This is a genomic window from Ramlibacter sp., from assembly GCF_050250995.1.
In the GTDB taxonomy this organism is placed as follows: domain Bacteria; phylum Pseudomonadota; class Gammaproteobacteria; order Burkholderiales; family Burkholderiaceae_C; genus Ramlibacter.
In genome coordinates, this window is sequence record NZ_JBFWNP010000018.1 from 1 (window position 1) to 26530 (window position 26530).

Below are 26530 nucleotides of genomic sequence, written 5' to 3' on the forward strand. Positions count from 1 at the left end.
AGGCAAAGACCTTCACCGCGGTCCTGGACAAGGCGCCCGCCGGCAGCGTGACCGTCACGCTTTCGGGCCTGGACGCGACCGAAGGCAGCCTGAGCGCGAGCACGCTGACGTTCACGACGGCGAACTGGAACACCGCGCAGACCGTCACGGTGACGGGCGCCGATGACAGCCTGATCGACGGCGACATCACGTACACGCTGACGGCCACGACGGGTGGTGACGCGACGTACGCGGGCACGAACGCGAAGAGCGCCACGATCAACGTCAAGAACGTCGACGACGATGTTTCGGGCATCACGCTCACGGGCGGGCCGACGCTGACGACGACGGAAGCGACGGGCACGGCGCAGACGAAGACGTTCACTGCCGTTCTGGACAAAGCGCCAGCGGGCAGCGTGACCGTCACACTTTCGGGCCTGGACGCGACCGAAGGCAGCCTGAACACGAGCACGCTGACGTTCACGACGGCGAACTGGAACACGGCGCAGACGGTCACGGTGACGGGTGTCGACGACAGCCTGATCGACGGCGACATCACGTACACGCTGACGGCCACGACGGGTGGCGACGCGACGTACGCAGGCGCGAACGCGAAGAGCGCGACGATCAATGTTCGCAACGTCGACGATGACGTCTCGGGCATCACGCTGAACGGCGGGCCGACGCTGACGACGACGGAAGCGACGGGTACGGGGCAGGCAAAGACCTTCACGGCCGTTCTGGACAAAGCGCCAGCGGGCAGCGTGACCGTCACGCTTTCGGGCCTGGACGCGACAGAAGGCAGCCTGAACACGAGCACGCTGACGTTCACGACGGCAAACTGGAACACCGCGCAGACGGTCACGGTGACGGGCGCCGACGACAGCCTGATCGACGGCGACATCACGTACACGCTGACGGCCACGACGGGTGGCGACGCGACGTACGCAGGCGCGAACGCGAAGAGCGCGACGATCAATGTTTGCAACGTCGACGATGACGTCTCGGGCATCACGCTGAACGGCGGGCCGACGCTGACGACGACGGAAGCGACGGGTACGGGGCAGGCAAAGACCTTCACGGCCGTTCTGGACAAAGCCCCCGCCGGAACCGTCACGGTCACGCTCACAGGACTTGATGCCACCGAAGGCACCCTGAGCGCGAGCACGCTGACGTTCACGACGGCAAACTGGAACACCGCGCAGACGGTCACGGTGACGGGCGCCGACGACAGCCTGATCGACGGCGACATCACGTACACGCTGACGGCCACGACGGGCGGCGATGCGACGTACGCAGGTGCGAACGCGAAGAGCGCGACGATCAACGTCAAGAACCTGGATGACGAAGTTGGCACCTTGACGGTCACGGGCAAGCCGGACGTCTCCGAAGGCACCGACTCGATCTACACCGTCACGCTGAGCAACGCGTCGGCGACGGCGACGACCGTCACGCTCACGCTGCGCGCGGGGGGCGACACGACGAGCGCGGGCGACCATAGCGCGACGATGACGGCGTACTACTACGTCGGGGCGACGCAGACGGCGCTGCCCATCACGGGCGGCACGATCAGCCTGCCGGCGGGCGAGACCGTCTTCTACGTGGCGGTACCCACCACGCAGGACAGCGTCTACGAAGGCGGCGAAACGCTCACGCTGGCGGCGGCCATCACGGGCTCGAACGCGAGCGGCACCGCCACCATCGTGGACGACGGCACGGGCAAGCGCTACGACCCCAAGGGCGACCCCGACCCGGGACCGGGAGGCGGCGCGGGCGACGACGACCGCCCGACCATCGCGGTATCGAGCCCGACCGTGACCGAAGGCGCGCAGGCCGAATTCACCGTCAGCCTCGACACGACATCCAGCACGGCGGTCAGCTTCACGCCCACGCTTGCCAGCGGCAGCGCCACCGTCGGCACCGACACATCGGCAGCGACCGCCCTGCAAGTCTCCACCGACGGCGGCACGGTGTGGGCAACGGTCACGGGCGCCGTATCGATCGCGGCCGGGCAAAGCTCGATCAAGCTGCGCGTGGCCACCACCGAAGACGCGGTCGTCGAATCCAGCGAGACCTTCACGCTATCGACGGGCGCCATCACGGGCACGGTGAAGAACCCGACGGGCGCGACAGGCACGGCCACCATCACGGACAACGACAGCGCGGGCCTCACCGTCACGGGCAAGCCGGACGTCTCCGAAGGCACCGACTCGATCTACACCGTCACGCTGAGCAACGCGTCGGCCACGGCGACGACCGTCACGCTCACGCTGCGTGCGGCGGGCGACACGACGAGCGCGGGCGACCATAGCGCGACGATGACGGCGTACTACTACGTCGGGGCGACGCAGACGGCGCTGCCCATCACGGGAGGCACGATCAGCCTGCCGGCGGGCGAGACGGTGTTCTACGTGGCGGTACCCACCACGCAGGACAGCGTCTACGAAGGCGGCGAGACGCTCACGCTGGCAGCGGCCATCACGGGCTCGAACGCGAGCGGCACGGCCACCGTCGTGGACGACGGCACGGGCAAGCGCTACGACCCCAAGGGCGAGCCCGACCCGGGACCTGGCGGCGGCGCGGGCGACGACGACCGCCCGACCCTCAGCGTCTCGAACACCACCATCGCGGAAGGCGCGACTGCGGAGTTCACCGTCAGCCTGGATCGCGCCTCGATCACGAATCTGAGCTTCACGCCCACGCTCGTGTCCGGCACGGCGAGCATCGGGACCGACACCGCGGCGTCCGGCGCGCTCGAAGCCTCCACCGACGGAGGTGGTACGTGGACCACCGTGGCGGGGGCGGTCACGCTGGCGGCGGGCCAGACCTCGCTGAAACTGCGCATCGCCACCATCGACGACTCGCAGGTGGAGAGCAGCGAGACGTTCCAGCTGGCCACGGGCGCCGTGACGGGCAGCCTGAAGAACGCGGGCGGCGCGAGCGGCACCGCGACCCTCGCGGACAACGAAACGGCCGGCATCGCGCTGGGCAAGACGAGCCTCGTCACCAGCGAGAACGTCACCGCCGACAGCTTCACGGTGAGGCTGAACACGCAGCCGGTGGATGCGGTGGTCGTCACCCTCACGGGGCTGGACGGCACCGAGGGCGAACTCTCGGCGAGCGCGCTCACGTTCACGGCAGCCGACTGGAACGTCACGCAGACCGTCACGGTCACGGGCGTGGACGACCTGCTGGTCGACGGCGACATCGGCTACACGCTGGTGGCCACCACGAGCGGAGACGGCGCGTACGCCGGGGCGAACACGCAAAGCGGCACGGTGTCGGTGGTCAACCAGGACAACGACAGCGCGGGCCTGCGCTTCACGGGCAGCAACCTCGTGACGGGCGAGAGCGGCAGCACGGCCAGCTTCAAGGTGCGGCTGGACGCGCAACCCACGGCAGACGTCTTCGTCACGCTCGGCGGGCTCGACACCACCGAGGGCAGCCTGTCGGCCGAGCGGCTGACCTTCACGGCGGCGAACTGGTCGAGCGACCAAACGGTGACGGTCAGCGGCGTGGACGACACGCTGGTGGACGGCGACATCGTCTACACGCTCACGGGCACCACCAGCGGGGACGGCAGCTTCGACGGGGCGAACGCGAAGACGGCGACGGTGCAGATCACCAACCAGGACGACGACACCGCCGGCCTGACCTTCGACACGCGCGACATCACCACGGGCGAGGACGGCAAGTCGGCCGCGTTCACGCTGCGGCTGAACACGAAGCCGGTGGCCGACGTGATCGTCACGCTCACGGGGCTGGACGACACGGAAGGCAGCCTGGAGCGCGACACGCTGACCTTCACCCCGGACAACTGGGACCAGGCGCAGTCCATCACGGTGAGCGGACTGGACGACACGCTGATCGACGGCAACATCGTCTACGGCATCACGGCCACGACGAGCGGCGACGCCTCGTACGACGGGGCCAACAGCAAGAGCGGCACGGTCACCGTGACCAACCAGGACGACGACAGCGTCGGGCTGGTCGTCACGGGCAAGTCGGACGTATCCGAGGGCAGCAACGCGCTCTACACGGTGACGCTGAACCAGCCGTCGACCTCGGCGGTGGTCGTGGGAATCTCGCTGTGGGCGCCGGGCGACACGGTCGACGCCAACGACTACGACATCAACTTCGCGGCGTACTACTACGCGGGCGGGATCAAGACGGCGCTGCCGGTGACGGCCAGCAGCGTCTCGATACCGGCGGGCATCACGAGCTTCTTCGTCTCGGTGCCGACGACGAACGACGATCCGAAGGTGCTGGAAGGCCGGGAGAAGCTCACGCTGACGGCGACGTACTCGTCCACGGTCACGGCGCGGGGAGCCTCGACGATCGTGGACAACGGCATCGGCCGGGTGTACGACGACCGCGGGCTGATCACGCCGGCCATCCCCGACGACGACACGCCGCCGCCGGCGCCGCCGCCGCCGCCGCCTCCGCCGCCGCCTCCTCCGCCGCCGCCGCCCATCAGCGCCGACCTCGACCCGGTCAGCGACGACGGCGCGCTGCCCGACGACAAGGTCACCAGCATCCTCGATCCGAAGTTCGAGGTGAGGGCTGCCGGCGTCATCGCGACCGGCGACACGGCGCGCCTGGTGAACGACCAGGGTCAGCAGATCGGCACGACCGGGGTGACGCCCGAGGACGTGAAGAAAGGCACGGTGAACATCCCGACCGTCGCGATCGACGACGGCGTGTACGTGTTCATGGCGGAGATCATCGCGCCCGACGGCAGCGTGAAGGGAAGAGCGCCGGTGAACGTGACGGTCATCACCGACCGCGACGGCGTCATGCCCTCCACGGAGAACGCGGCCAACGGAGGCGACTTCAACAAGGACGGCAAGCCCGACTGGGACCAGAACAACGTGGCGCAGCTGCCGGTCACGACACTGGAGGAGTTCAACAAGGCCAAGGACGCCTCGACCGAGTCGTTCGGCGCGATCCTTTCGGGAACGTTGACATCGCGCGACCCCGGCGGCCCCGTGTTGCTCGACGAAGGCGCGCAACTTCTCGACATCGTGCTCAAGGCATTGCCCGCGCCGCTGCCCCAGAACATCGTCGCGGCCACGCCCGTGTTCGATTTTTCCGTGACGTCGTGGCAAGGCGACACCACGTTCGCCCAGGCCGGGGTCGACGGGCTCGCCGACATGGACACGTCGCGCCCCGGCCTGCAGACGCGCATCGTGCTGGAGCTGCCGATGGGCGTGAACGCGGACAGCTACATGAAGTGGAATGCGTTGACCGAGAGCTGGTTCGACTACCTGGACGACCAGAATCTCGACACGCTCGACGACGGCGCGACCCTGCTCGACACCAACGGCGACGGCAAGGTCGACCGCGTGGTGATCACGTTCACCGACGGCGGCCCGGGCGACGACGATGGCATCGCGAACGGGACCATCGTGGATCCGGGCGTGCTGACGCTGCGCGAAGGCACGCCGGTGTGGAGCATCCGCCTCGCGAGCGGCGATCGCTACTACACGACGAACGCGACCGAGGCGGCTTCGGTCGCGCGCGGCACCGGCAACCTGTTCGAGGGCGTGCGCTTCGACTCGCTCGCGGCCGGCGACGGCGGCCAGCGCGTCTTCGCGAAGAACCAACCCTTCACCTCCGACTGGTTCTTCGGCGCCGAGGGCGTGCCCGACCCGTATGCGTGCTACGTGCTCATGCCGGATGCGGCCGGCTTCATGGCGGCACTGCCGGGGCAGGGCGTGGGCGACACGTTCCACCTGTACCTGAACACGGCCGGCATCACGCAGCTCATGACCGAGGCGGAAGCCGAGGTGTGGGGTCTGGAGGCGCAGGGCTACGCGAAGCTCGGCGCGCAGTTCCAGACGACGCGCACGACGGCCTTCGTCTTCGACGCGGAGGCGTACCTGATCGCCAACCAGGGCAACGCCGAAATCCAGGCGCTGGTGCGGCAGCTCGCGGGCACGTATGCCAGCAGCGTGGACGCCGGCTTCGTCGAGGCGGCGGAACAGGACTACCTCGCGCGCGTGGCGCTCACCGGCATCGCCCATGGCACCCAGGCCACGGCCGCCGAGCTCAATGCCGTGTTCGGCACCGCGTTCGTATGATTTTTCGTGTAATGATTTGAGCCACGACAACGACAAGGCAGACTTCCCGATGAAAAGCAAACTTCTCCTCGTCTCGCTGGCGCTCTGCGCTGCCCTACCGCTCGCGTCCCATGCGCAGCAGCGCCGCGCGGCGCCGGTGCCGCACTGGTATGCCGGCATCCACGGCGGCGTGAACGACGTCAAGGACTGGTCGGCGGACGTGAACTTCGGCGGACCCACGACGGCCGGCGAATTGCGCCTCGACCGCGGCCTGCACTTCGGCCTCATGGCCGGCCGCCGCACCGAGAATGCGCGCTTCGAGGTCGAGTACCAGCACGGTCGGATGGACATCGACCGCATGACGCTCGGCGGCTTCTCGCAGGCGGCCTCGGGCAAGGGCTCCTACGACGCGCTGACCGTCAACGCTTACCGCACGTTCGAGGTCGCGAACCGCACCACGGCCTACATCGGCGCGGGCATCGGCTGGGGCCGCGTGAAGCTGCCGACGCTGCCCACCATCTCGGGCTGCAACTGCTTTCGCGGCGTGAGCGACGACGGCCTCGTCTACCAGCTGCGCCTGGGCGCGGAATACGAGATCCAGAACAACCAGCACCTCCTCGCGCAGTACACCTTGCTGCACGTTCCGGGGCTGGGCTCCGGCGGCGCGCCGAGCGTCGAGTATTCGTCGAAGAACATCAACATCTTCAGCATCGGCTATCGCGCCGGTTTCTGACCTCTCCGGTCAGCCAAAGGATTAGCGCTGGTTTTCCGCAACGCGCGCGACAGCGCGTCGTTGCATTCCCTTGCATTCGGCGCGACCATGGCCCGGCGCGATCCTGCGCAACGAAGAGGGTTAGAGAAGTGAACAAGTTCCTGATGCTGCCGATGCTCGCGGCCGCCATGATTTCGAGCCATGCATTCGCCGGCGACGCCGACTTCACGCTGGTCAACCGCACCGGCTACGACATCCGCGAGGTCTACATCTCGCCGTCGAAGCGCAACAACTGGGGCAACGATCGCATGGGCGACGGCATCCTGGAGAAGGGCAAGAGCAAGCTCTTCCGCTTCTCCGACAAGGCCGCCTGCAAGCAGGACCTGATGGTCGTGTTCGACGACGACGGCTCCAAGGTGACCTGGGAAGAGTTCGACCTCTGCGACCTGAACAAGATCACGCTGAAGTACAACCGCTCCACGCGCGAAGTCTCGGCGGACACCGAGTAATCGACCCACCCCCGAAGCGCCTTGCGGCGCTCTCCCCCTCGAGGGGGCGCACCCAGCGGCCCGGCAGAGCCGGTTCCGCGGGTGCCTGCGAAGAGGGCCGCTTCAGGTGATCGAGATTTTGCGGGCGACGTCGAGCATGCGTGTGGACAGCACCGCGCCCAGCGCCATCGCCACGGTCAGCGCCGCCTGCGGATGCTTCTTGGAGATGTCTTCGAATCGGCTCGGCGTCAACTCCCACAGCACGCATGGCTTCACGGCCTGAACGGTCGCGCTGCGCTCGATGGTCGAGAAGAACGAGCCCTCGCCGACGATCGCGCCCGGACCCAGGATGGCCAGCTGCAGCTGGCCTTTTTCATGGCCGCGGTGAACCCGCAGCTGCCCGCTCTCCACGAAATAGATGCTGCGGTCGAGGGCGCCCTGCGCGATGAGGATGTGGCCGCGGTCGGCCTGGAGCGGGGTGAGATATTCGGCCAGGACGTCCCAGGTGGCGGCGTCGATGGCGCGGCCGAGCGTGTCGTCCATCGGATTGGATTCGACCGCTGCCTGCAAACGCGACAGATCGGCCTTCTTCGACTTCAAGAATCCAAGACTCATCGAACAACTCCTGCGAAGTGGGTCCGATCATACCTGCCGAGCTACGCGCTGCGACACAATGCCGGAGTATGAAAACACTGCTTCGCACGGGTTCCGGACGCACGCCGCTCGTGCTCGACTCGCCGCACAGCGGCGTGGACTATCCCGACGACTTCGGCCATGCCTGCGACCTCGCCGAGCTGCGGCGCGCGGAGGACACGCACGTCGAGAAGCTGTACGACTTCGCCGCCGGACTCGGCGTGGCCTGGGTCGAGGCGCTGTTTCCGCGCAGCTGGCTCGACGTCAACCGCGACACGAGCGAAATCGACGTCGACATGATCGAGGGTCCCTGGGACGGGCCGGTGCCGAGCGACGACGCGCTGCTTGCGAAGGTCCGCCTGGGCAAGGGCCTCGTCTGGCGCCTCACCGATGACGGCGTGCCCATCTACGACCGCAAGCTCGGGGCCGACGAAATCCGGCGGCGCATCGCGAGCGGCTGGACGCCCTATCACGACGCGGTGGCGAAGGCCGTCGACGAGGCGCATGCGCGCCATGGTTACAGCATTCACGTCAACTGCCACTCGATGCCTTCGTTCGCGGGCACCCATGCGACGGGCAATCCCGGCGTGGCGCATCCCGATTTCGTGATCGGCGACCGCGACGGGACGACAGCCGACCCGCGCCTGTCGCACCTGATCGGCGAGCATCTGCGCGCGCTAGGCTACGACGTCGCCTACAACGACCCGTACAAGGGCGTCGAGCTCGTGCGGCGCCACAGCGACCCGGCACGCGATCGGCACAGCATCCAGGTCGAGGTGAACCGCAAGCTGTACATGGACGAGAACTCGTTCGCGCTCCACGCGGGCGCGGACAAGCTCAAGCGCGATCTGCGCTCGCTCGTCGAATTGCTGTTGCGCACCGACCCGCGGCGCCTCGCCTGATGGTGCGCGGCGGTGCGCTGTCCTTCGTGCTCGTGGCCGGGCTTGCCACCGGCGCGTTCGCGCAGTCCGCCCTGCCGCCGGTGACGGTGAGCGCAACGCGCTCCGAGGCCGCGCCTTTCGACGTACCCGCTTCGGTGGACGTTGTCGACGGCGAGCGCCTTCGCGCGGGCGGGCGTGCGGAGGTGCAGCTGTCCGAATCGCTGGCGGTCGTGCCCGGCGTCGCCGCGCGCGACCGCCAGAACCTCGCGCAGGACCTGCAACTGTCCATCCGCGGCTTCGGCGCGCGCTCGACCTTCGGCGTGCGCGGCGTGCGGCTGTACGTCGACGGCATTCCCGCGACCCTGCCCGACGGGCAGGGTCAGCTCTCCCATTTCGACCTGTCGTCGGCAGGCCGCGTCGAAGTCCTGCGTGGCCCGTTCTCGGCGCTGTACGGCAACTCGTCGGGCGGCGTCGTGCAGGTGTTCACGGAAGAGGGCGCCGGCGCACCGCAGGCGACGACCAGCGTGGTCGCGGGCAGCGACGGGCTGCTCAGGCCCGCGGTGCGCGTGAGCGGCTCGAGCGGCGCCCTGGGCTACACCGTGAGTGCGAGCCGTTTCTCCACCGACGGCTGGCGCGAGCAGAGCGGCGCTTCGCGGGCGGTGGGCAATGCGCGTTTCGACTGGAAGCCGCGCGTGGACAGCGACTGGACGCTGGTTGCGAACGCAATGGACCTGCGGGCGGACGATCCGCTCGGTCTCTCTCGCGCGCAGTTCGACGTGCGGCCGCGCAGCGCGGATGCCGCGGCGCTTGCCTTCGACACGCGCAAGACGGTGCGCCAGGCCCAGCTCGGTCTCGTTCACGAATACCGCGTGTCGGCGCAGGACCGCTTCCGCGCGATGGTCTATGGCGGCGACCGCACGACCTGGCAATACCAGGCGATCCCGGCGACGGCGCAGGCGAGTCCGCTGCATGCCGGCGGAGTCATCGATCTGGGGCGGCACTATGCCGGATTCGATCTTCGCTGGACCTCGCGCGTGGAAGCCCCGGATCGTCATTCCCGCGAAGGCGGGAATCCAGGGCATGCCCGGGGTTCCTCGCTCGAGTGGGTCATCGGCCTGGCCCACGACCGCCTGTGGGAAACCCGGCGCGGATGGCAGAACTTCATCGGCCCGACGCTCGGCGTGCAGGGGGCGCTGCGCCGCGACGAGGACAACGAGGTCGCCAACCTCGATCCGTACGCGCAGCTCACGTGGAAGCCCGCGCCCGCGTGGACGCTGAACGTGGGCGTGCGCCGCAGCAGCGTTCGCTTTCGTTCGAGCGACCGGTACATTGCCGGGGCGAACGGCGACGACAGCGGCAGCGCGCGGTACGCGGCCACGCTCCCGGTGGTGGGCGCGATGTGGGCAATCTCGCCCCTGCTGCATGCCTACGCCTCGGCGGGCCGCGGATTCGAGACGCCGACGTTCAATGAGCTTTCCTACCGCCCCGACGGCCGGCCCGGACTCAATTTCTCCCTGGAACCCTCAAGCAGCCGCAACCTCGAAGCGGGCTTCAAGGGCCGCTCGCCGCGCGGCGCTCCGATGCGCGTCGAGTGGTCCGCGGCCGTCTTCGAGACGCGCACGAAAGACGAGCTCGTGACGCAGACCAACAGCGGCGGACGCAGCACTTTCCAGAACGCGGGCGAGACGCGGCGGCGCGGCATCGAGCTCGGCGCGGGCGTGAACCTCGCGTCGCACTGGCAGTTGCAGTTCGCTCAGACCTGGCTCGATGCGCGCTACCGCGAGGCCTTCCGCACGTGCGCGGCGACGCCGTGTACGACACCCACGGCGGTCATCCCCGCCGGAAATCGCATGCCCGGCATCGCGCGCTCGTTCACCGCCCTCGAAGCGAACTGGCTGCCGCCGCGAGGCTGGCGGGCGGGCGTCGAGCTGCGCGCATCGGGCAAGGTCTACGTGAACGATGCGAACAGCGACGCCGCGCCGTCTTACGTCACGCTCGCGGCGCACGCCGGCTACCGGTGGGACACACCGACGTGGAAGATCGAGGCGGCCCTGCGCGCGGACAACCTTGCGAACCGTCGCTACGCCGGCTCGATCATCGTGAACGAAGGCAATGCGCGGTTTTTCGAGCCGGCGCCGGGCCGGCAATACGGCGTCAAGGTTGTCGTTTCGCGGGCGCTTTGAAGGGAGCCGTCTTCACCCGCGCGAAAGCCGGCGCGCTCAGGGCCTGCCCAGCCGCTTGAGTGCCCGCGCCGCCTGGTCCACCAGCTGCGGGCCGCGGTAGATGAGGCCAGTGTAGATCTGCACGACGTCGGCGCCGGCCTGGATCTTGTCCACGGCGTCCTGCGCGCTCATCACGCCCCCCACGCCAATGATGGGAAAGCCCTTGCCGAGCGCCGCGCGCAGCTTCGCGATCACGCGGTTGCTCGCCTCCCGCACGGGCGCGCCGCTCAGGCCGCCCGCTTCCTCGGCATGCGGCAGCCCTTTGACGGCGTCGCGCGCGATCGTGGTGTTGGTGGCGATCACGCCGTCCATGCGGTAGCGGTGCAGCGCATTCGCGATGGCGTCGACCTGCGGTTCGTCGAGGTCCGGCGCGATCTTCACAAACAGGGGCACGCGCCGCCCGTGCCGCTGCGCCAGCGCCTCGCGCTGCGAGGCGAGCGTGGCCAGCAGGCCTCCGAGCGCTTCGTCGCTCTGCAGGCTGCGCAGGTTCTGCGTATTGGGGCTGGAGATGTTCACCGTCACGTAGTCGGCGTGCGGGTACACGGCTTCGAGGCCGATGCCGTAGTCGGTCACCGCCTGATCGATGGGCGTGGAGGCGTTCTTGCCGATGTTGAGCCCGAGCAATCGTCCGCGCGAGCGGAACGACGAGCGCTGCACGTTGGCGACGAAGGCGTCGAGCCCGTCATTGTTGAAGCCGAGGCGGTTGATGAGCGCATCGGCCTGCGGCAGGCGGAACATGCGCGGCTTGGGGTTGCCCGGTTGCGGCTTCGGCGTGACGGTGCCGACCTCGACGAAGCCGAAGCCCATGCCGCCCAGCGCATCGATGCAGCGCGCGTTCTTGTCGAGGCCCGCCGCGAGTCCGACGCGGTTGGGAAACCGCAGGCCCGCGAGCGTCACAGGGTCTTCGACGAACGCGTTGCAATACGCGAGTTGCAGGGGTGTGCCCTGCAGCCGCGCGAGCGAGGCCAGCGTGAGTTCGTGCGCGGTCTCGGGGTCGAGGCCGAACAGGAAGGGCCGCGCGAGGGAGTAGGGGAACAGGGACATCGGCTAGGATTGTCGCAAATGACACAGGACGAATTGAAGGCGCTCGTCGGCCGGGCCGCGCTGGCGTACGTGGTGCCCGGCGAGATCGTCGGCGTGGGCACGGGCTCCACCGTCAACAAGTTCATCGAGGCCCTCGCCTCGGTGAAGGACACCATCCCCGGCGCGGTGTCGAGCTCCACTGCGTCCACCGAGCGCCTGCAGGCGCTGGGCATCCGCGTGTTCGACTGCAACGAGGTCGGCGAACTCGCCGTCTACATCGACGGCGCCGACGAGATCGACCCCCGCGGCTGCATGATCAAGGGCGGGGGCGCGGCGCTCACGCGCGAGAAGATCGTGGCCGCGCAGTCGCGCCGCTTCGTCTGTATCGCCGACGAGTCCAAGCGCGTCGAGGTGCTGGGGGGCTTTCCGCTGCCGGTGGAGGTGATCCCGATGGCGACGCAGGCGATCGTGCGCAGGTTCGCCGCGCAGGGCGGCGAGGCGAAGGTCCGCCTGCGCGATGGCGCGCCGCTCGTCACCGACAACGGCCAGCACATCCTCGACGTCACGGGCCTTCGCATCGCCGATGCGGCGGGCTTCGAAGCCGAGGTGAATCAGTGGGCCGGCGTCGTCACGGTCGGCGTGTTCGCTCGTCAGAAAGCCGCGGTGTGCCTGCTTGGCACGTCGCGCGGCGTGGTCACTCTCGACTTCTAGCTAGAACCGTATCCCCGTCGGGTTGTCCGGGCCCGGTCCGGCGGGCGCCTGCACGGGCGCGGGCGGAGCGGCGACCTCGCTGGATGGCGGGGGCGCCACCGGGGGCTGCTGCACGGCGACGAGCGGCGCGGGCGGCGGGTTGCGATAGGAGGCCGGCAGGCGCGAGGTCTTCGGGTAGCCCGCGGCGTCCAGGAACTGCGTCCACTCGACTTCGGAAAAGCCCCGCAGTTGCTGGCTCCCGATCGTGAGGAAGGGCAGCGTCGGCGCGCCCGAGATGCGCTTGAGCGCTTCCAGGTCCTCGACCGAGACGATCGTGCGCTCGGCGTACGGAATGCCGCGGCCGGTCAGGAAGCCGCGGGCCGTGCTGCAGGGGGGGCAGGTGGCCGATGAGTACAGAACGACCGGATAGCGGGCCGCGACGGTGCGCACCTCGAACGGCAGCGCCGCGGTGGCGTCTTGGGCACCTGTTGCGGTGACGGGCGCGGTGACCGGCGCGGCCGTCGACTTCGCGTTCGAAGTCGAAGGTGGCGGGCGGTCCGAGAAAGTCACCTTGCCGTCGGGACCGACGATACGGAAGACCTGCTGGGCATCCGCGACGGTGCTCCACGCGGCGGCAATGCCGATCACGAGGGCCGCTGCGGGACGGGCGAATGTCATGATGGGATTCTCCGGCTGGTTCGCTTCGCGACGATTCATTGTCTAGGCCATGCCCTGGTGGCGCAACAGGGCGTCGAGCGAGGGCTCGCGTCCGCGGAAGGCCTTGAAGGACTCCAGCGCGGGACGGCTGCCCCCGGTCTCGAGGATGGCTTCGCGGTATTTTCGCCCCGTTTCCACACTGGGCGTGCCGTCTTCGCCCGACGTCTCCTCGAATGCCGCATAGGCATCGGCGGACAGGACCTCGGCCCATTTGTAGCTGTAGTAACCGGCTGCGTATCCGCCCGCGAAGATGTGACTGAACGTGTGCGCCATGCGGTTGAAGGCGGGCGGATGCAACACCGATACCTCGTCGCGCACGCTCGCGAGCAGCGGCATGATGTCGGCCTTCGGGTCGTGGTCGGTGTGGACCAGCATGTCGAAGAGCGCGAATTCGATCTGCCGCAGCGTGCCGAGCCCGCTCTGGAAATTCTTCGCGGCCAGCATCTTGTCGAACAGCTCGCGCGGCAGCGGCTCGCCGGTGTCGACGTGCGAGGTCATGTGCTTCAGCACGCCCCATTCCCAGCAGAAGTTCTCCATGAACTGGCTGGGCAGCTCCACGGCGTCCCACTCCACGCCGCTGATGCCCGAGACGTCGCGCTCGTCCACCTGCGTCAGCATATGGTGCAGGCCGTGGCCCGATTCGTGGAACAGGGTGATGACGTCGTCGTGCGTGAGCAGGGCGGGCTTGCCGTCGACGCCGTCCGCGAAGTTGCACACGAGATGCGCCACGGGCGTCTGCAGCCCGCCGCCGTCGGGGCGCGTCCAGCGTGCGCGCACGTCGTCCATCCACGCGCCGCCCCGCTTGCCCGTGCGGGAAGGCTGATCGAGGTAGAACTGCCCCACGAGCTGGCTGCCGCGTTCGATGCGGTAGAACTCCACGCCGGGGTTCCACACCGGCGCGTAGTCACGGCGGATCGACACTTCGAACAGCGTCTCGATGATCTTGAACAGGCCCGCGAGCACCTTCGGCGCGGTGAAGTACTGCTTGACCTCCAGTTCGCTGAAGGAATAGCGGTCCTCCTTGAGCTTCTCGGCCACGTAGGGCCAGTCCCAGGCCTGCGGATCGGCCATGCCCAGCTTCTGTTTCGCGAAGTCGCGCATGTCGGCGACGTCGCGTTCGGCGTATGGCCGCGCGCGCTTCGCGAGATCGCGCAGGAAGGTGACGACCTGCTGGGGCGACTGCGCCATCTTGGGCACGAGCGAGACTTCGGCGAAGTTCTTGTATCCGAGCAATTGCGACTCCTCGCGGCGCAGCGAGAGGATCTCGCCGATCAGCGCGGAGTTGTCGAATTTCGGGTCGCCCTGGTCGCTCGCGCGGGTGACGTAGGCGCGGTACAGGCGCTGCCGCAGCGCGCCGTTGCGGCCGAACTGCATGACGGGCAGGTAGCACGGCATCTTGAGCGTGAGCTTGTAGCCGTCCTTGCCCTCGGCCTCCGCAGCCGCGCGCGCCGTGTGCAGCACGTCGGCCGGCACGCCGTCGAGTTCGTCCTCGCGCGCGTAGTACGCATAGCTGTCGGTCGCGTCGAGCGCGTTTTCGCTGAACTTCTGGCTGAGTTCGGCCTGCCGCTCCTGGATCGCCGCGAAGCGCGCCTTGGCCGCGCCCGTGAGCTCCGCGCCCGACAGCACGAAGTTGCGGATGGCATTCTTGTGCGCCTGCTTCTGTGCGTCGGAAAGGGTCGCGGGGTCGATGGCCTTGTACTTCGCATAAAGGCGCTCGTCGGCGCCCAGGCGCGTCCAGAACTCGGTGACGCGGGGCAGCGCTTCGTTGTAGGCGGCGCGCAGTTCCGGGGTGTCCGCCACGGCGTTCAGGTGTCCCACCACGCCCCAGGCGCGGCCGAGCCGCTCGGTGGCGACGTCGAGCACGCGCGCGATGTCCTCCCAGCGCGCCGGGAAGTGCGGCTGCACGACGGTGTCGAGCGCCTGCTGCGCCTGTGCGAGCAGTTCGTCCATGGCGGGGCCGACGTGCTCGGGCGTGACCTTGTCGAAGAGGGGAAGGTCCTGGAAGTCGAGGAGGGGATTGCTCATCCCCGGCATTTTGCGGCAGGCGCCGCGGTTTCAACGTCCGCGGCGATTGACGATGCCCATCGCGGCGATCAGCGCGTCGCGCGCTCCGCCGCTTCCAGCGTATTGACGAGCAGCATCGCGCGCGTCATGGGCCCCACGCCGCCGGGCACGGGCGTGATCCAGCCCGCCACCTGCTTCACGCCGTCGAAATCGACGTCGCCGCAGAGCTTGCCTTCGTCGTTGCGGTTCATCCCGACGTCGATCACGACGGCGCCCGGCTTCACCATGTCGGCGGTGAGCACGTTGCGCTTGCCGACGGCGGCGACCACGACATCGGCCTGCAGCGTCAAGGCCTTCAGGTCGGCCGTGCGGCTGTGGCAGATGGTGACGGTGGCGTCGCGTCCGAGCAGCATCATGGCCATCGGCTTGCCGACGATGTTGCTGCGGCCGATGACCACCGCATGCTTGCCGCGCAGGTCGTAGCCGATGCTGTCGAGCATCTTCAGGCAGCCGTGCGGGGTGCAGGGCCAGAAACCGGGGCGACCCACCATGAGCGCGCCGGCACTCGACACGTGAAAGCCGTCGACGTCCTTCGCCGGCGAGATCGCCTCGATCACCTTCTGGCTGTCCATGTGACTGGGCAACGGCAACTGGACGAGGATGCCGTGGATGCCGTTGTCGACGTTGAGGGCGTGGATGCGCAGCAGGAGCTCGGCCTCGCTCATGTCGGCCGGGTAACGCTCGAGCGTCGCCCGCAGGCCGGTCTGCTCGCTGTCGGCCACCTTGTGCTTCACGTAGACCTGGCTGGCCGGATCTTCGCCGACGAGGACGATGGCGAGGTGGGGCTGGACGCCCTGCGCCCTCAGCTTCTCGCCGCGCGCGATCGCGCCTTCGCGCATGGACTTCGCGAGTGCGTTGCCGTCGATGAGTTGTGCGGTCATTCTCTTGCGGGTCTCAGCCTTTGGGCGCGTTCTGCCCCAGGGCGATCTTCAGCAAGTCGGCGACCGTGTTCGCGTTGAGCTTTTCCATGATGTTGGCGCGGTGCGCCTCCACCGTCTTGATGCTGATGCCCAGGTCGTCGGCGATCTGCTTGTTCAGGCGGCCGGCGACGATGCGCTCCAGGACCTGAGCTTCGCGCGAAGTGAGTTTCGAAAGCAGCGCGTCGCGGCTGGCCTGGCTCTGGTAGTCGGCGAAGGTGTCCTTCGCGCGCTCCAGCATGCGCTCGACAAGCGACACGAGCTCGTCTTCCTTGAAGGGCTTCTGGATGAAATCCATCGCGCCCTTCTTCATCGTGTTCACCGCCATGGGCACGTCGCCGTGGCCGGTGATGAAGACGATGGGCAGCGGCGACTTGCGCTCGACAAGGCGGTCCTGCAGTTCGAGCCCCGTCATGCCGCCCATGCGGATGTCCACGATCAGGCAGGCGACTTCGCGCGGGTCGTAGCGGGCAAGAAAGGACTCGGCGGAATCGAAGCAGCGGACGCGATAGTCCTTGCCCTCGAGCAGCCACTGCAGGGAGTCACGCACCGCCTCGTCGTCGTCGACGACGTAGACCGTGCCCTTCTTGGGAATCAAACTCATTCGATCACCTCCGCGCTGCGCGCTCCGGATTTCGCCTTGGGAGCGGCCCGGCGGTTCAAGCAACCACCCCAGCGTCCTTGCCCACTATGGAAGTGATAGCGCCGGAGACAGGTATCCAGAAGGAAAACCGGCAGCCCACCACTTCGCCCGCATTGTAGATGTTCTCCGCCTGCATCCTGCCGTGGTGCGACTCGACGATGGTGCGGCAGAGGTTGAGGCCGATGCCCATGCCCTCGACCTTCGTCGAGAAGAAGGCTTCGTACAGGCGGTCCATCACTTCCGGCGCGAGTCCCGAGCCCGAGTCGAGCACGGAGAACTCGACCACCGACTGCTCGTCGAGCTGCCGCGGGATCACCCGCAGCTCGACGCTGCGGCGGCTCACCGGCCGCTTCGCGTGTTCGATCGATTCGGCCGCGTTCTTCAGCAGGTTCACCAGCACCTGCTCGATCAGGATCGGATCGACCATCAGCTTGGGCAGCCGCGCCGCGACGTAATGCGACAGGCGCACGTTGCGGCGGCGCAGCTCGATCTCCGCGAGCTCCAGCGCCTCGTTGACCATCACGTTCACGTCCGACAGCGTGCGGTTGGGCTCGCTGCGCTTCACGAAGGACCGGATGCGCTGGATGATCTGCCCCGCGCGCTGCGCCTGCCGCGCCGTCTTGTCGAGCGCGGCCAGCACGTCGTCGTCGCTGATCTGGCGCGCCTTGATGCGCGAGACGAGGCCGTTGCAGTAGTTGGTGATCGCCGTCAGCGGCTGGTTCAGTTCGTGCGCGACGCTCGAGGCCATCTCGCCCATGGTCACCAGGCGGCTCGCCGACTGCGCGCGCTCGGCCTGCGCCGCCGACTGCTCCTCGGCATGGCGGCGCGGCGTGATGTCGGTGGCGATCACCATCTGCGCGAGGCGGCCGTCGACCCAGTTGAGGTAGCGCGACCGCACTTCGAGCCACTTGCCGAGCTCGGGGACGAAGATCTCGGCGTTCTCCGAAATCGCCGAGGTGAGCGGGCCGGTCGGCAGGCCCGCGAGCGCATCGACGTCGTCCAGCGCCGGCTCGCGCCGCTGCTCCGGCACGCCGGCCTGCGCCACCATCTGCAGATGCCCTTGCGCCTGCCCGCCGAACCAGAGGCGATACAGCTTGTTGGCGAACAGCAGTTCCTCGCTGCCCAGGGGCGCGACGGAGACCGAGGCGTCCAGCGCCTCCAGCACCGTGGTGAACCGCTCGTGCGACGCCTGCAACTGCTCGCGGATGCGGTTGGGCTCGGTGATGTCGGTCATCGACGTCATCCAGCCGCTCTGCTGGCCCTTGGCATCGATCAGCGGCGACACGTACAGGCGCGCATCGAACACCCCGCCCGCCTTGCGCTTCACGCGCACCTGGATGCCGCCGGGCGAGGCGCGACCGTGGATCTCGTCGTCCAGGCGCGCCGCCAGCAGTTCGCGGTCTTCCTCCGGCCAGTAGGGGAAGGGCGGCAGGCGGCCCACGAGTTCGCCTTCGCTCCAGCCCGTCATCTGGCAGAACGCGGCATTGACGTAGGTGATGCGGCCCTGCATGTCGAGCGCGCGCATGCCGGTCAGCATGGAATTTTCCATCGCGCGGCGAAACGTGGTCTCGGCCATCAGCTGCTGCTGCGCCTGCACGCGGCGGCGCGTGTGGCGCCAGTTGGCGATGAGCATCCAAGCCGTCATCGCCGACAGCGTGCCGACCAGCCAGAACAGGCCGCTGCCGATCACGCCCAGCCCGGTGCGATACGCCTGAGCGCGCAGGATGAGGCCGTTGCCCACGGGCGAGACGGGCACCTCGTATTCGTTCGGCTGCGACGCCCAGGGCAGCAGTTGCGTCGCGGGGTTGCGCGGCGGCACCGACGTGCCCGCGATGATGCGGTTCTTGCCGTCGAGCAGCGCCACCGCGTACTTCGCCGATACCTCCGAGGGCACGCCGTAGCGCATGAGGCCGTCGATGGAGAACTCGCCGAGGATCACGCCGCCGAAGCGGCCCTGCTCGGACAGCGGCACGTGCAGTTGCAGCAGCCCGGTGCCTTCCGCGCCCGCGGCCGGCTGCGAGTACACCGGCTGCTGCAGGTCGCGCGCGAGGCTGTACATGGCTTCGGTCTCGCCGGGACGCAAGGTCTCGCCCGCTACTCGCACCTGCTGGAGCGCGACGCTCGGGGCGGAATGGGTCGCCTTGAGCTTGCGGCGCTCGTCGATCCAGGTGAGCATCTGGAGCTCCGGATACTGCACGACCATCGACTCGGCGCGGCCGATGAACTCCTCGGGGTCGACCTCCTTGTTGGAGATATCGCGTGCGAGCCGCATCAGCTGCTCCTGCCGCTCCAGCACGCGCAGCCGCAGGCGCTGCTGCGCGTATTCGACGTCGCGCCGCACGGCCTCCTGTTCGCGGTCCATTTCCTCGAGCCGCAGGTACCAGAAGGCCGAGACGATGGCGGCGAGGAACAGGAGCACGGCCGCGAGCGGCGCGAGCATGGCGAATCGGTCCTGACGCGTCGGCGTCTGCCGGCGCCACCAGTGGCGCCAGAAACCCGGCGGAGGCGGGATCTCCAGCGGCGCCTGCTCCGAAGGGGAAACGGAATCTTGCATCTGCCCCGAGTGTAGGTGTGCCGTCATTCCCGCCTTCCCGGGAATGACATCCATTTGTCGCATTATGAAACGTCTACGCGCTATTTGAAATGTAAGCGAAACCGTGCGACACTTCGCCCGCTCACGGCCATCCCGTACTAAATTCACGACGCCCACCCAAGAGGAGACAAGCACATGTCAGCACAGCCCGACAACCTGTTCGGCTCGCCCGCGAACGATGCCGATTCGCAGGAAACCCGCGAATGGATCGACGCGCTCTCCGCCGTCATCGCCTCCGGTGGACGCGAGCGCGGCCACTTCCTGCTGGAGCAACTGCTCGAACAGGCGCGGCAGGAGGGCATCGACATGCCGTTCTCCGCGACGACGGGCTACGTGAACACGATCGAGCCGCAGGACGAGGAGCGGTGCCCCGGCAACCTCGAGATCGAGGAGCGCCTGCGCGCCTACATGCGCTGGAACGCGATGGCGATGGTGGTGAAGGCCAACCGCCTGCATCCCGAGGACGGCGGCGACCTCGGCGGCCACATCAGCTCGTTCGCCTCGGTGGCGAACATGTTCGGCGCGGGCTTCAACCACTTCTGGCATGCCGAGAGCGAGAACCACGGCGGCGACTGCCTCTACATCCAGGGCCACAGCTCGCCGGGCATCTACGCGCGCGCGTTCCTCGAAGGCCGCATCAGCGAAGAGCAGCTGCTCAATTTCCGCCAGGAAGTGGATGGCAAGGGCCTGTCGTCGTACCCGCACCCGAAGCTGATGCCCGAGTTCTGGCAGTTCCCCACGGTGTCGATGGGGCTCGGGCCGCTGATGGCGATCTATCAGGCGCGCTTCCTCAAGTACCTGCATGCGCGCGGCATCGCCAACACGGAAAACCGCAAGGTGTGGGTGTTCTGCGGCGACGGCGAGATGGACGAAGTGGAATCGCTCGGCGCCATCGGCGTGGCCGCGCGCGAGAAGCTCGACAACCTGATCTTCGTCGTCAACTGCAACCTGCAGCGCCTCGACGGACCGGTGCGCGGCAACGGCAAGATCATCCAGGAGCTCGAAGGCGAGTTCCGCGGCGCGGGCTGGAACGTCATCAAGCTGGTCTGGGGCTCGTACTGGGACCCGCTGCTCGCGCGCGACAAGGAGGGCATCCTGCGCAAGATCATGCTGGAGACGCTCGACGGCGACTACCAGGCCATGAAGGCGAACGACGGCGCCTTCGTGCGCAAGAACTTCTTCGGCCGCCATCCCAAGGCGCTCGAGATGGTGGCGAAGATGAGCGACGAGGACATCTGGCGCCTCAACCGCGGCGGCCACGACCCGCAGAAGGTGTACGCCGCGTATCACCGCGCCGTGAACCACAAGGGCCAGCCGACCGTGCTGCTGATCAAGACGGTCAAGGGCTTCGGCATGGGCAAGGCCGGCGAGGGCCGGAACATCGCGCACCAGGCCAAGAAGCTGGGCGACGACGACATCCGCACCTTCCGCGACCGCTTCAACATCCCGATCCCGGACGACAAGCTGGCCGAAGTGCCGTTCTACAAGCCCGAGGAGCACACGCCCGAGATGGAGTACCTGCACGCGCGCCGCAAGGCGCTCGGCGGCTACCTGCCCAAGCGCCGCGTGAAGGCCGACGAGCAGTTGAAGGTGCCCGGCCTCGAGGCGTTCAAGGCCGTGACCGACCCGACGGCCGAAGGGCGCGAGATCAGCACGACGCAGGCGTACGTGCGCTTCCTCACCGCGCTCTTGCGCGACAAGGAGCTTGGCCCGCGCACCGTGCCGATCCTCGTCGACGAGGCGCGCACTTTCGGCATGGAAGGGCTCTTCCGCCAGATCGGCATCTACAACCCCGAGGGGCAGAAGTACACCCCGCAGGACCGCGACCAGGTGTCCTATTACAAGGAAGACGTGGGCGGCCAGATCCTGCAGGAGGGCATCAACGAAGCGGGCGGCATGGCCAGCTGGATCGCGGCGGCGACGTCGTACTCGACGAGCAACCGCATCATGGTGCCGTTCTACATCTACTACTCGATGTTCGGCCTGCAGCGCGTGGGCGACCTCGTGTGGGCGGCGGGCGACATGCAGGCGCGCGGCTTCCTGCTCGGCGGCACCTCGGGCCGCACGACGCTCAACGGCGAAGGCCTGCAGCACGAGGACGGGCACAGCCACGTGCTCGCGGCCACGGTGCCCAACTGCGTGAGCTACGACCCGACCTACGCGCACGAGGTCGCGGTGATCATGCAGGACGGGCTGCGCCGCATGGTGGAGAAGCAGGAGAACGTCTTCTACTACATCACGCTGCTCAACGAGAACTACGCGATGCCGGGCCTGAAGCCGGGCACCGAGGCGGAGATCATCAAGGGCATGTACCTGCTGCAGGAGGGCGCGAAGCTCACCCCGCGCGTGCAGCTGCTGGGCTCGGGCACGATCCTGCGCGAATCCATCGCCGCGCAGGCGCTGCTCGAGAAGGACTGGGGCGTCGCCGCCAACGTGTGGAGCTGCCCGAGCTTCAACGAGCTCGCGCGCGACGGCCAGGACTGCGACCGCTGGAACCTGCTGCATCCGACCGAGACGCCGCGCGTGCCCTTCGTCGCGCAGCAGCTCGGCAAGCATGCCGGGCCGGTGATCGCGTCGACCGACTACATCAAGGCCTACACCGAGCAGATCCGACAATTCATGCCGAAGGGCCGCACGTACCGCGTGCTGGGCACGGACGGCTTCGGTCGCAGCGACTTCCGCAGCAAGCTGCGCGAGCACTTCGAGGTCAACCGCCACTACATCGTCGTGGCCGCGCTCAAGGCGCTGTCGGAAGAGGGCACCGTGCCGGCGTCGAAGGTGGCCGAGGCCATTGCGAAGTACGGCATCAAGGCCGACAAGATCAATCCGCTGTACGCATAACGACAACGCCGGAGCACAAGAAACATGGCACAGGTTGAAGTGAAGGTCCCCGACATCGGCGACTTCGAGAGCGTGGCCGTCATCGAGGTCCTGGTGAAGGTGGGCGACACGATCAAGCCCGAGCAGTCGCTGCTGACGGTGGAGAGCGACAAGGCGTCGATGGAGATCCCGTCGTCGATCGGCGGGGTGGTGAAGGAACTGAAGGTCAAGCTCGGCGACAAGGTGTCCGAGGGGACGGTGATCGCGGTGGTGGAGGCGGCGGAGGCGGCTGCAGCGGCTTCGCCGGCGCCTGCGTCCGCGCCTGCCGCATCGGCGCCACCGCCCGCAGCCGCGGCGCCTGCGCCGGCCGCATCCACGCCAGCCGCGTCCGGCGGCCCGGTCGAAGTCCGCGTCCCCGACATCGGCGACTTCAAGGACGTCGCGGTGATCGAACTCCTCGTGAAGCCGGGCGACACGGTCAAGGTGGAGCAGTCGCTCATCACCGTCGAGTCGGACAAGGCGTCGATGGAGATTCCGTCGTCGGCTGCGGGTACGCTGAAGGAGCTGAAGGTCAAGGTCGGCGACAAGGTGAATATCGGCGACCTGATCGCGATGGTCGAGGGCACGCAACAAAACCCGCCCCCGCTGGGGGAGGGCAGGGTGGGGGCGCAGAGCGCCACGTCGTCGGGCGCTTCGCCAACCGTGCCCCCACCCCAACCCTCCCCCAGCGGGGGAGGGGGCAATACCGAGCGCGTGCCACCCACGGCGGCACTCCCGCCGCACGAGCCCGCCATGCCTTCGGGGACGCTGCCCCACGCCTCCCCCTCCGTGCGCAAGTTCGCGCGCGAACTTGGCGTGCCGCTCGCGGAGCTCAAGGGTACCGGTCCCAAGGGCCGCATCACGCAGGAAGACGTGCAGGCCTTCACCAAGTCGGTGATGTCGGGCGACAAGCAGACCCAAGCCGCAGCGGCGAAAGCGCCCGCGGGTGGCGGTGGCGGCGACCTCGGCCTGCTGCCCTGGCCCAATGTCGATTTCAACAAGTTCGGCCCGACCGAGCGCAAGCCGCTGTCGCGCATCAAGAAGATCAGCGCGGCGAACCTCCACCGCAACTGGGTGATGATTCCGCACGTCACCAATCACGACGATTGCGACATCACCGAACTCGAAGCCTTCCGCGTGCTGCTCAACAAGGAAAACGAGAAGGCGGGCGTGAAGCTCACCATGCTCGGCTTCCTCATCAAGGCCAGCGTGGCGGCGCTGAAGAAGTTTCCCGAGTTCAACAGCTCGCTCGACGGCGACGAGCTCGTGCTCAAGAACTACTGGCACATCGGCTTCGCGGCCGACACGCCCAATGGGCTGGTGGTGCCGGTCATCCGCGACGCCGACAAGAAGGGCGTGCTGCAGATCAGCCAGGAAATGGCCGAGCTGGCGAAGAAGGCGCGCGACGGAAAACTCGGTCCGGCCGACATGACGGGTGCAACTTTCACAATTTCTTCACTCGGCGGAATAGGTGGAAGGTACTTCACCCCCATCATCAACGCGCCGGAAGTCGCTATCCTCGGTGTATGCAAAAGCCAGACCGAGCCGGTCTGGGACGGCAAGCAGTTCCAGCCCCGGCTGATGCTGCCGCTGTCGCTGTCGTGGGATCATCGCGTGATCGATGGGGCCTCGGCGGCCCGATTCAACGCGTACCTGGGACAGATCCTCACGGATTTCCGGCGGGTGCTTCTTTAAGAACTAGAAGTTTATGACGACAGTCGTGGTGGTGAAGAAGGCGGGGCAGATCGCGATTGCCGCCGATACCCTGGTGACATTCGGCGATACGCGCCTTGCCCACCGCTTCGAGAACAACGGCAAGATATTCAAGGTCGAGACCGAAGAGGGGCCGAGCTTCATCGGCATGGCGGGCACCGTCGCGCACTTCCCGGTGCTGCGCAAGGCCATGGGTTCCATGCCGCGCGAGATCCTCAAGCTCGGCAGCAAGGATGACGTGTTCGACACGTTCACCAAGCTGCACCCCTACCTCAAGGACAACTTCTTCCTGCAGACGAAGGAAGAGGACAGCGACCCGTACGAGTCGAGCCAGTTCAGCGTGGTCATCGCCAACGCGAGCGGCATCTACGGCCTGTACAGCTATCGCGAGGTTTTCGAGTTCAAGGAGTTCTGGGGGATCGGTTCCGGGCGTAGCTTTGCGCTCGGGGCGATGCATTCGACCTACGCCAAAGCGAAGACCGCCCGGGACGTGGCGGAAGCAGGGATCGCCGCAGGGTGCGAATTCGACCGCAATTCCGCGCTGCCGTTCGATATCCACACGATCAAAGCGAAAGAAAAACAATGAGTGCAACGACGGAAGTGAAAGTCCCCGACATCGGGGACTTCAAGGACGTGGCCGTGATCGAGGTGCTGGTGAAGGCCGGCGACACGATTCGGCCCGAGCAGTCGCTGGTGACGGTGGAGAGCGACAAGGCGTCGATGGAGATTCCTTCTTCCTCCGGCGGCGTGGTCAAGGAGGTCAGGGTCAAGGTCGGCGACAAGGTGAATGAAGGTTCGGTGTTGCTGGTGGTCGAGGGCGGCGCGACGAGCGCCGCTGCGCCTAAGGCCGCGCCCGCGCCCGCGCCCGCGCCGGCCGTGGCTTCGTCCTCGGCCCCTTCCGGCGACTACGACTGCGACATGCTCGTCCTTGGCGCCGGCCCCGGCGGCTACTCCGCCGCGTTCCGCGCCGCCGACCTCGGCATGAAGGTCATCCTCGTCGAGCGCTACGCCACGCTCGGCGGCGTCTGCCTCAACGTCGGCTGCATTCCGTCGAAGGCGCTGCTGCACGTCGCGGCCGTGATGGACGAAGTGAGCCACTTCGATGCGCTCGGCATTTCCTACGGCAAGCCCACCGTCGACGTCGACAAGCTCCGCGCGCACAAGAACAAGGTGGTCGGCAAGCTCACCGGCGGCCTGGCTGCAATGGCGAAGATGCGCAAGGTCACCATCGTGCGCGGGGTCGGCACCTTCGCCGATCCGCACACCGTCGAAGTCGAGGAGACGTCCGGCGCCGGGCAGGAGAAGACCGGCAAGAAGCAGTCGATCCGCTTTCGCAAGTGCATCATCGCCGCCGGTTCGCAGGCCGTGCGCCTGCCCTTCATGCCGGACGATCCGCGCGTCGTCGACTCCACCGGCGCGCTGGAACTGCAGGGCTCGCCGAAGCGCATGCTGATCCTCGGCGGCGGCATCATCGGGCTCGAGATGGGCACGGTCTATTCGACGCTCGGCGCGCGGCTCGACGTCGTCGAAATGCTCGACGGCCTCATGCAGGGCGCGGACCGCGACCTCGTCCGCGTGTGGCAGAAGATGAACGCGCCGCGCTTCGACAACATCATGCTGAAGACGAAGACCGTGGGCGCGGAAGCGACGAAGGACGGCGTTCTCGTGAGGTTCGAAGGCGAGCAGGCGCCGAAGGAGCCGCAGGTCTACGACCTCGTGCTGCAGGCCGTCGGCCGCAGCCCCAACGGCAGGAAGATCGGTGCCGAGAAGGCGGGTGTGACCGTGAGCGAACGCGGCTTCATCCCCGTCGACATCCAGATGCGCACGAACGTCCCGCACATCTTCGCCATCGGCGACATCGTGGGCCAGCCCATGCTCGCGCACAAGGCGGTGCACGAGGCGCACGTCGCGGCCGAGGCGGCCTTCGGCGAGAAGTCGACCTTCAATGCGCGCGTGATCCCGAGCGTGGCCTACACGGACCCGGAGGTCGCGTGGGTCGGGCTCACCGAGGACCAGGCGAAGGCCGAGGGCATCGCGGTCAAGAAGGGGCACTTCCCGTGGACCGCATCGGGCCGCGCCATCGCGAACACGCGCGACGAGGGCTTCACCAAGCTGCTGTTCGACGCGCAGACGCATCGCATTCTGGGCGGCGGCATCGTCGGCACGCATGCGGGCGACATGATCGGCGAGGTGGCGCTCGCCATCGAGATGGGCGCCGACGAGATCGACATCGGCAAGACGATCCACCCGCACCCGACGCTCGGCGAGAGCATCGGCATGGCCGCGGAGATCGCGCACGGCACCTGCACGGACGTGCCGCCGCCGCGGAAGTAG

The 26530-nt window shown here is 67.8% G+C and carries 17 protein-coding genes; 10 read left to right on the forward strand and 7 right to left on the reverse strand.

Annotation, left to right across the window (positions count from 1 at the left end; genetic code table 11):
• Window positions 1-47 precede the first annotated feature (47 nt).
• The 3 genes from AB7E83_RS13575 (at window position 48) to AB7E83_RS13585 (ending at window position 7262) form a co-directional block, all read left to right on the forward strand.
• Window positions 48-6062 carry a beta strand repeat-containing protein gene (locus tag AB7E83_RS13575; RefSeq protein ID WP_428570270.1) on the forward strand — a complete coding sequence of 2005 codons (6015 nt, stop codon included), beginning with the start codon at window positions 48-50 and terminating at the stop codon, window positions 6060-6062.
• Between the two features lie 49 nt (window positions 6063-6111).
• Window positions 6112-6774, forward strand: coding sequence for an outer membrane protein (locus AB7E83_RS13580; RefSeq protein WP_428570272.1), 663 nt, complete (start codon window positions 6112-6114; stop codon window positions 6772-6774).
• A 128-nt stretch (window positions 6775-6902) separates the two neighbouring features.
• On the forward strand, window positions 6903-7262 hold the full coding sequence (locus AB7E83_RS13585; protein ID WP_428570274.1) for a hypothetical protein: 360 nt from the start codon (window positions 6903-6905) through the stop codon (window positions 7260-7262).
• A gap of 102 nt (window positions 7263-7364) precedes the next feature.
• Here AB7E83_RS13585 and AB7E83_RS13590 read toward each other — a convergent pair whose 3' ends face one another.
• Entirely contained in the window at window positions 7365-7856 is a 492-nt protein-coding gene (locus AB7E83_RS13590; protein ID WP_428570276.1) for a Crp/Fnr family transcriptional regulator, read from the reverse strand.
• Between the two features lie 68 nt (window positions 7857-7924).
• Here AB7E83_RS13590 and AB7E83_RS13595 point away from each other — a divergent pair, with 68 nt between their 5' ends.
• Together AB7E83_RS13595 and AB7E83_RS13600 are read left to right on the forward strand one after the other, a co-directional pair.
• On the forward strand, window positions 7925-8776 hold the full coding sequence (locus AB7E83_RS13595; protein WP_428570277.1) for an N-formylglutamate amidohydrolase: 852 nt from the start codon (window positions 7925-7927) through the stop codon (window positions 8774-8776).
• Window positions 8776-10938 carry a TonB-dependent receptor domain-containing protein gene (locus AB7E83_RS13600; RefSeq protein ID WP_428570279.1) on the forward strand — a complete coding sequence of 721 codons (2163 nt, stop codon included), beginning with the start codon at window positions 8776-8778 and terminating at the stop codon, window positions 10936-10938. The genes AB7E83_RS13595 and AB7E83_RS13600 overlap by 1 nt, the downstream gene beginning before the upstream one ends.
• 36 nt (window positions 10939-10974) lie before the next feature.
• Here the strand turns inward: AB7E83_RS13600 and AB7E83_RS13605 are convergent, their stop codons facing one another.
• Window positions 10975-12021, reverse strand: coding sequence for a quinone-dependent dihydroorotate dehydrogenase (locus AB7E83_RS13605; protein WP_428570281.1), 1047 nt, complete (start codon window positions 12019-12021; stop codon window positions 10975-10977).
• An 18-nt stretch (window positions 12022-12039) separates the two neighbouring features.
• Between AB7E83_RS13605 and rpiA the strand changes: the two genes are divergently transcribed.
• Window positions 12040-12711 (forward strand): ribose-5-phosphate isomerase RpiA, encoded by a 672-nt coding sequence (gene rpiA, locus AB7E83_RS13610; RefSeq protein ID WP_428570282.1) that lies wholly within the window; start codon window positions 12040-12042, stop codon window positions 12709-12711.
• Here the strand turns inward: rpiA and AB7E83_RS13615 are convergent, their stop codons facing one another.
• From AB7E83_RS13615 to AB7E83_RS13635, 5 genes are all read right to left on the reverse strand, one after another.
• On the reverse strand, window positions 12712-13368 hold the full coding sequence (locus tag AB7E83_RS13615) for a glutaredoxin domain-containing protein (protein WP_428570284.1): 657 nt from the start codon (window positions 13366-13368) through the stop codon (window positions 12712-12714).
• Window positions 13369-13410: 42 nt separating this feature from the next.
• Complete coding sequence (locus AB7E83_RS13620; RefSeq protein WP_428570285.1) at window positions 13411-15432, reverse strand: M3 family metallopeptidase; 2022 nt, start codon at window positions 15430-15432, stop codon at window positions 13411-13413.
• Between the two features lie 68 nt (window positions 15433-15500).
• Window positions 15501-16352: a bifunctional methylenetetrahydrofolate dehydrogenase/methenyltetrahydrofolate cyclohydrolase gene (locus AB7E83_RS13625; RefSeq protein WP_428570286.1), complete on the reverse strand. Its 852-nt coding sequence runs from the start codon at window positions 16350-16352 to the stop codon at window positions 15501-15503.
• A 13-nt stretch (window positions 16353-16365) separates the two neighbouring features.
• Entirely contained in the window at window positions 16366-16992 is a 627-nt protein-coding gene (locus AB7E83_RS13630) for a response regulator transcription factor (protein ID WP_428570288.1), read from the reverse strand.
• A 55-nt stretch (window positions 16993-17047) separates the two neighbouring features.
• Window positions 17048-19585: a PAS domain-containing sensor histidine kinase gene (locus AB7E83_RS13635; RefSeq protein WP_428570290.1), complete on the reverse strand. Its 2538-nt coding sequence runs from the start codon at window positions 19583-19585 to the stop codon at window positions 17048-17050.
• A gap of 174 nt (window positions 19586-19759) precedes the next feature.
• Here AB7E83_RS13635 and aceE point away from each other — a divergent pair, with 174 nt between their 5' ends.
• Genes aceE through lpdA form a run of 4 tightly spaced genes read left to right on the forward strand, consistent with a single transcriptional unit; the run spans window position 19760 to window position 26530 of the window.
• On the forward strand, window positions 19760-22465 hold the full coding sequence (gene aceE / locus AB7E83_RS13640; RefSeq protein ID WP_428570292.1) for a pyruvate dehydrogenase (acetyl-transferring), homodimeric type: 2706 nt from the start codon (window positions 19760-19762) through the stop codon (window positions 22463-22465).
• A 24-nt stretch (window positions 22466-22489) separates the two neighbouring features.
• A complete protein-coding gene (gene aceF / locus AB7E83_RS13645) occupies window positions 22490-24178 on the forward strand; it encodes a dihydrolipoyllysine-residue acetyltransferase (protein ID WP_428570294.1) in 1689 nt (562 codons plus the stop codon).
• 13 nt (window positions 24179-24191) lie between these two features.
• Entirely contained in the window at window positions 24192-24782 is a 591-nt protein-coding gene (locus AB7E83_RS13650) for an MFS transporter (protein ID WP_428570296.1), read from the forward strand.
• A complete protein-coding gene (gene lpdA / locus AB7E83_RS13655) occupies window positions 24779-26530 on the forward strand; it encodes a dihydrolipoyl dehydrogenase (RefSeq protein WP_428570297.1) in 1752 nt (583 codons plus the stop codon). Before AB7E83_RS13650 ends, lpdA begins: the two co-directional genes overlap by 4 nt.

What these genes read in the sequence shown, in the direction of transcription:
- AB7E83_RS13580 (WP_428570272.1), top strand. Translation starts at nt 6,112, where the DNA reads ATGAAAAGCAAACTTCTCCTCGTCTCGCTGGCGCTCTGCGCTGCCCTA.
- AB7E83_RS13590 (WP_428570276.1), bottom strand. Translation starts at nt 7,856, where the DNA reads ATGAGTCTTGGATTCTTGAAGTCGAAGAAGGCCGATCTGTCGCGTTTG.
- AB7E83_RS13595 (WP_428570277.1), top strand. Translation starts at nt 7,925, where the DNA reads ATGAAAACACTGCTTCGCACGGGTTCCGGACGCACGCCGCTCGTGCTC.
- AB7E83_RS13600 (WP_428570279.1), top strand. Translation starts at nt 8,776, where the DNA reads ATGGTGCGCGGCGGTGCGCTGTCCTTCGTGCTCGTGGCCGGGCTTGCC.
- AB7E83_RS13605 (WP_428570281.1), bottom strand. Translation starts at nt 12,021, where the DNA reads ATGTCCCTGTTCCCCTACTCCCTCGCGCGGCCCTTCCTGTTCGGCCTC.
- rpiA (WP_428570282.1), top strand. Translation starts at nt 12,040, where the DNA reads ATGACACAGGACGAATTGAAGGCGCTCGTCGGCCGGGCCGCGCTGGCG.
- AB7E83_RS13615 (WP_428570284.1), bottom strand. Translation starts at nt 13,368, where the DNA reads ATGACATTCGCCCGTCCCGCAGCGGCCCTCGTGATCGGCATTGCCGCC.
- AB7E83_RS13620 (WP_428570285.1), bottom strand. Translation starts at nt 15,432, where the DNA reads ATGAGCAATCCCCTCCTCGACTTCCAGGACCTTCCCCTCTTCGACAAG.
- AB7E83_RS13625 (WP_428570286.1), bottom strand. Translation starts at nt 16,352, where the DNA reads ATGACCGCACAACTCATCGACGGCAACGCACTCGCGAAGTCCATGCGC.
- AB7E83_RS13630 (WP_428570288.1), bottom strand. Translation starts at nt 16,992, where the DNA reads ATGAGTTTGATTCCCAAGAAGGGCACGGTCTACGTCGTCGACGACGAC.
- AB7E83_RS13635 (WP_428570290.1), bottom strand. Translation starts at nt 19,585, where the DNA reads ATGCAAGATTCCGTTTCCCCTTCGGAGCAGGCGCCGCTGGAGATCCCG.
- aceE (WP_428570292.1), top strand. Translation starts at nt 19,760, where the DNA reads ATGTCAGCACAGCCCGACAACCTGTTCGGCTCGCCCGCGAACGATGCC.
- aceF (WP_428570294.1), top strand. Translation starts at nt 22,490, where the DNA reads ATGGCACAGGTTGAAGTGAAGGTCCCCGACATCGGCGACTTCGAGAGC.
- AB7E83_RS13650 (WP_428570296.1), top strand. Translation starts at nt 24,192, where the DNA reads ATGACGACAGTCGTGGTGGTGAAGAAGGCGGGGCAGATCGCGATTGCC.
- lpdA (WP_428570297.1), top strand. Translation starts at nt 24,779, where the DNA reads ATGAGTGCAACGACGGAAGTGAAAGTCCCCGACATCGGGGACTTCAAG.